Genomic DNA, 4,144 nt, shown 5'->3' with positions numbered 1-4,144 from the left:
TGTGGCATGAGGGTTTCATGTTATCATCGTGTGTGATGCCGCTTATCGCGGCATGGGAGACTTAAGTGCTTCCAAACAACTGCTACATCTAAAATCTGGCCCCTTCCAAAGCAGTGGCACAGATGCAGGTTCTTTCCCCAGATACTTTGGGTATGGCCTGAAAAAGAAGCTTTCTTAGCTTCTCATTGTTTTCGTTGAAGACCCTGATCACTTCCTCGTGAGTAACCGGCTTTATCTCTGGATGGCCCTCCAATCCTACATCATAGTCGGTGATTAGGGAGATGTTAACATAGCATATCTCCAGCTCTCTGGCCAGAGTGGCCTCCGGATAGCCGGTCATATTGATAACTTCCCAGCCTCGGGAGGAAAACCATTTGCTCTCTGCCTTGGTGCTGAAGCGGGGACCTTGAATGACCACCACGGTTCCTCTCTCGTGAACTGAGATGGCCAGCTCTTGGGCTGTTTCGATAACTATTTTCCGCAGGTAGGGACAATAGGGTTCGGCAAAACTTATATGGGTGGTCTCCGGCCCATCGTAGAAGGTGTCTTTCCGGCCTGTGGTCCTATCCACTAACTGATCACAGACCACAAAGTCCCCCGGCTTAACCTGGGTCTGAAGACTTCCAGCAGCACAAGGACCAAAGATGCGCTGAACGCCCAGTTCCTTCATAGCGTAAAGATTGGCCCGGTAGTTGATGGCATGGGGTGGATACTGATGATTCCTGCCATGTCTGGGCAGAAAAGCCACCTTTCTTCCGGCGACCTCTCCTACAGTAACAGAATCGCTGGGCTTCCCAAAAGGTGTCTCCACGGAGATCTCCTCCACCTTTTCCAGAAAAGAATAAAAACCCGAACCGCCGAAGACACCTATCTCTGCTACCGCTTTGGCCATAGTTCCCTCCTCATAGTTCCCTCCTCATAGTTCCCTCCTCATAGTTCCCTCCTCATAGTTCCCTCTGTACTCAAGGCTCGACAGATCTGCAATAGATCACAGATTCACCTAACTGGCCAATCGCTTTTCCAGCCTCGACCCCGGCAGGCACCGTATGCCTGACTGTAACTCCTTAAGACTGCACTTAGCAACTGTACCTAGTATAACAAAAAACGAGTCTGGGACACTTTGTAAAAAGGACTTTTTGAGAAAGTCCTCGTAGGGGGCCCCCTCATCGCCATATTGTTGTTAAATCGTTGTTAAAGCTTCTGGCTAAAACAAGAGAAGTTTGAAAGCTATCAGAGCACACCATCCTCAGAACATACTTATCGATTTCTTGCCTGAGGCCTAATCCTCTGCCCTGACGACAATCAAGCTTCTCCACTGAAAGAGTCTAAAGCTGAAGGCCTTTGGTCAGGCCTTATTAGTTCTCATAAACCTATTTCTTGGCCCCTATCTTAAACATTTTGGTTCCGCAACTGGGACAGGTCCCGCTCACAGCGGGCTTGCCATTCTTCATAACGATCTCTTTAGGATTCACCATCTCCTTCTTGGCCCTGCATTTTACACAATACGCCTGCATCCAAGCACCTCCTTGTCCTCTAACATCTTCTACCTATTACCTATTATCGGAAATAATAGCATAATGGTTGAGTAAATTGTAGTATTTTCACAGACTTGTAAGCCCAATATTTACAGCAAGTGTGATCAATGCCTCTTATGTAATAAGTACAGGATGCCACCTTGTACCGAGTCTTGATGTCCAACAAGCGATAATCAAGTGCTGCACACGGACGCTTGATAATGAACGATTCAGAGAATAGCTTGCTATAATATGCTGGGGACAATTACGTTATAGGTGAGATAACTCAAAAAGGGAGCGCACGTGAAAACTCTGTACATCGACTGCTTTTCTGGCGTTAGTGGAGACAAGATGGTAGCTGCTCTACTGGATCTCGGTGTGCCCGAGCCTCTGATCCGAGAAGAGCTGGCAAAACTGCCCCTGGAAGACTACCGCATAGAAGTTCGCCGAGAGAACAAGGCCTCCATCTCCTGCCTCCAATTTCAGGTCATCCCGACTGACTCCACTCCTGTTTTCCGAAGTTTTACCGACATAAAAGACCTTATCGTGGCTAGTTCTCTTGAGCAAGATGTTAAAAAGCTGTCCGTAGATATCTTCTCGGAGCTGGCTCGAGCCGAATCGAAAATCCACGAAATCCCCACGGAGCAGATCCGTTTTCACGAAGTGGGCGCCATCGATTCCATCGTGGACGTAGTAGCCAGTGCGGCAGGATTTTGCTGGCTCAAAGCTGACCAAATCATAAGCTCTCCGGTGCCTCTGGGGAAGGGGTTCGTGGAGATTCAACATGGCACTATCCCCATTCCACCTCCGGCTGTTGTGGAGATATTAAAAGGTGTGCCCATCTATGGTTCGGGGATAGAGGTCGAGCTGACCACACCCACAGGCGCAGCTATACTCAAGACGGTAACTGATAGCTACGGGGACCTGCCCCTGATGAAAGTAGATAAGATAGGTTATGGAGCAGGTCAAAAAGATCTCAGAATACCTAATCTTTTGAGAATTCTTTGGGGAGAGCTGGTTGAAGAAAGGGAAATACTAAGTGACAGCCTGGTTCTTCTGTCCACCAACATCGACGATCTCAACCCGGAGATAGTGGGCTATGTTTTTCAGCTCCTCCTGGAGATGGGAGCCAAAGACGTGTGGATCACACCTGTTCAGATGAAGAAAAATCGAGCCGCCAGTGAGCTTTCTATCCTTTGTCTGCCAGAAAAAGCAAGGGAGATGGTGGAGATCATTTTCCGGGAGACTTCCTCTTTGGGTGTGAGAAGAACCGAGGTAAAGCGCTACGCCTTGCCCAGAAAGTCCGTAGAAGTCCAGCTCCCCTATGCCCGGATCAAGGTCAAGTTGGGAATGGCCGGAGGGAAAGTGATCAGCATATCGCCCGAATATGAAGATTGTGCCCAAGCCGCCCGAAAGACAGGGAAACCTCTTAAGGAGATTTACCGGGAGGTTATTTCTGAGGCCAGGAAGAATTTACAGGAAGAGACTTCCAAAAAGCCTGACCAGAATCCCTCACCTCAGTAACGGAAAGTTTAACTTTATGGTCGGAGGGAGACTTGAACTACTTGTATCACAATTCTGTGGTCTTATCTTTTACCTTATGTCCTCAAATTCCAGGGCGGTCTTGCGCAGCCAGCCTACCCGGATGTAGTTATTTAGGGTATGTTTTACGAACTCAATCCTGCCCCTGTTTTCAATGCGTCGGGCCGAAGTGTAAGTTATCATCTCTGGACAGAAAGCAATCTTGCCAATCCCCTTAAGCCTCAAGGAAAGGATGAAGTCCTCGGCAGATTTCTGGAACAGGTCAAAACCTCCAACCTTAAGAAAGGCCTCCTTCCTCACTGCAAAGTTCACGCCGGCAAAATGGCTTTTACCCAAAGCGATGTTGACCTTAAGAAAAGCACTTGATCCGTAACGGGCCACTATCTGATCCAGTTTTGTCCCGCCCAACAGGCGGATGGATCCGGTAATGCCGATGAACTCGGGATTGGTGGCAAAGAAATCAGAAATTACCTCCAACCAGTCCGGGGCAACCACGCTGTCGGCATCGGTGCTGGCCATTATCCCACCTCTGGCTGCCATAAAACCGGTCTGCCGGGCCATAGCCACTCCTTTTTGGGGCTGAGAGATCACCCTCGCCCCCATTCCTTCCGCAATATAGGGTGTCCTGTCCGTGGAGGCATTGTCTACTACGATAATCTCGTATTGGTTCCTATCTAGAGATTGATTCCGCAAGGAGTCCAGACAGTTCCTGATGTATTTCTCTTCGTTGTGAGCTGGAACCACTACGGATATCAACATTTCCTCCCTTGACTGATAAAGAAGACCATCAATTAGCCAAAAATACCCAGTTTTCCAAAAAAACCAAAATTTAGCTTTAATTATAACCTAAAAGGCTCTTTTGTCAAAAATTTTGTTCGGTCCGTGAGCCTGCTATGAACTGGTAGGTGGTTCTCCAGTTTCGGAGGGGCCCAGATCCAGGTATGGCCCTAACTGAGACAATACCTTTTCCATGGCGGATTGAAATTGGGTGCGGGCTTCTGAAAATTGGTTATAGAACTCTTCGGAACTCTTACTGATCTCCTGGTATTCAGCATTTTTATTGGCCAGCTTTTCGGTGTACTCTCTAA

General features: G+C 48.2%; 5 protein-coding genes. 1 reads left to right on the top strand and 4 read right to left on the bottom strand.

The genetic code is table 11. From position 1 onward, the window contains the following. Nucleotides 1–88: 88 nt before the first annotated feature. A complete protein-coding gene (locus HW443_RS09655; RefSeq protein ID WP_176231023.1) occupies nucleotides 89–892 on the bottom strand; it encodes an S-methyl-5'-thioadenosine phosphorylase in 804 nt (267 codons plus the stop codon). A 478-nt stretch (nucleotides 893–1,370) separates the two neighbouring features. After that, complete coding sequence (locus HW443_RS09650) at nucleotides 1,371–1,514, bottom strand: DUF5679 domain-containing protein (protein ID WP_176229071.1); 144 nt, start codon at nucleotides 1,512–1,514, stop codon at nucleotides 1,371–1,373. 303 nt (nucleotides 1,515–1,817) lie between these two features. On the opposite strand from HW443_RS09650, the gene larC reads away from it, so the two are divergent. Continuing rightward, nucleotides 1,818–3,038, top strand: coding sequence for a nickel pincer cofactor biosynthesis protein LarC (gene larC / locus HW443_RS09645; protein ID WP_176231024.1), 1,221 nt, complete (start codon nucleotides 1,818–1,820; stop codon nucleotides 3,036–3,038). Between the two features lie 69 nt (nucleotides 3,039–3,107). On the opposite strand, the gene HW443_RS09640 is transcribed toward larC, so the two are convergent. Both HW443_RS09640 and HW443_RS13045 read right to left on the bottom strand, forming a co-directional pair. Then, nucleotides 3,108–3,815: a glycosyltransferase gene (locus HW443_RS09640; RefSeq protein WP_176231025.1), complete on the bottom strand. Its 708-nt coding sequence runs from the start codon at nucleotides 3,813–3,815 to the stop codon at nucleotides 3,108–3,110. Between the two features lie 132 nt (nucleotides 3,816–3,947). Next, on the bottom strand, nucleotides 3,948–4,144 hold a 197-nt coding region (locus tag HW443_RS13045; RefSeq protein WP_219857243.1), incomplete at its 5' end, for a hypothetical protein.

Origin of the sequence: Candidatus Hakubella thermalkaliphila (assembly GCF_013281975.1) — a bacterium.
GTDB lineage: Bacteria > Actinomycetota > Humimicrobiia > Hakubellales > Hakubellaceae > Hakubella > Hakubella thermalkaliphila.
Note: the sequence above shows the minus strand (reverse complement) of the source record. Positions and strands in the feature narration are given on the sequence as shown.